Source organism: Rhizobium sp. BR 317 (assembly GCF_047445835.1).
In the GTDB taxonomy this organism is placed as follows: Bacteria; Pseudomonadota; Alphaproteobacteria; order Rhizobiales; family Rhizobiaceae; genus Rhizobium; species Rhizobium paranaense.
The window spans coordinates 1-717 of the sequence record NZ_JARWLB010000185.1 but is presented as its reverse complement, the minus strand read 5'-3'; the positions used below and the strand labels follow the sequence as shown (position 1 = coordinate 717).

The 717-nt window shown below is 55.4% G+C and carries 2 protein-coding genes; both read left to right on the top strand.

Features of this window, described 5'->3' with window-relative positions:
- Nucleotides 1-255, top strand: a 255-nt coding sequence (locus QD357_RS32695; protein ID WP_414126146.1) for a PPC domain-containing DNA-binding protein, incomplete at its 5' end; no start/stop codon positions are given.
- An 85-nt stretch (nt 256-340) separates the two neighbouring features.
- Nucleotides 341-717: VOC family protein (locus QD357_RS32690; protein ID WP_414126145.1), on the top strand; the 377-nt coding region annotated here is incomplete at its 3' end.

The following is a 717-nucleotide window of genomic DNA, read 5'->3' as shown; positions in this document are numbered from 1 at the left end:
CGCAGCTACCGCAAAATTCCGGTCGCGGAGCAATGCGAGGTTCTGAGCCTTCTTGGTGACATCGCGACCGGCGACGACGGCAAAGAAAGCCTGCATCTCCATGCCGTTCTGGGCCTAAAGGACGGTTCCACGCGCGGCGGTCACTTCATCGACGGCATCGTGCATCCGACATTGGAAGTCACGATCATCGAGACGCCCGCATACATGCACCGCCGGCATCACAAAGACCTCGGAATCGCCCTCATCGAGCTATAAGCCGCCAAGGCTAGCTCGCAGTATGCCTACACTTTAAATGCCCCTGCTGTTATGTTTATCGCGACTTGGTTGAGGAGGAAGAGGAATGTCTCTGCTTGCCTTGCATCATGTAGCGATCATCACCGCTGATTTGGAAAAGTCACTGCCCTTCTATTGCAATGTGTTCGGTCTCGCTCAAATTCCGCGGCCGAATTTTCAAGTCGACGGCGCCTGGCTTGCCTGTGGCAGCCTAGAGGTCMATCTCATCCTCAATCCGGCAGGCACGTTCCGTAAAAGCCCCACGATCGACCGCAATGATTGGCACTTCGCTTTTCGTACCGATGACTTCGATGGTGTTGTCAAACGGCTTGCAGACCTCGGCTTTCGAGATGACCTGCCTGAAAGCGATCCAAAGTGCCTGCTGATCTTCCGCTCCGGCCCTGCCCATTTCCCGCAGCTCTATCTTCGCGATCCTGACTTGAA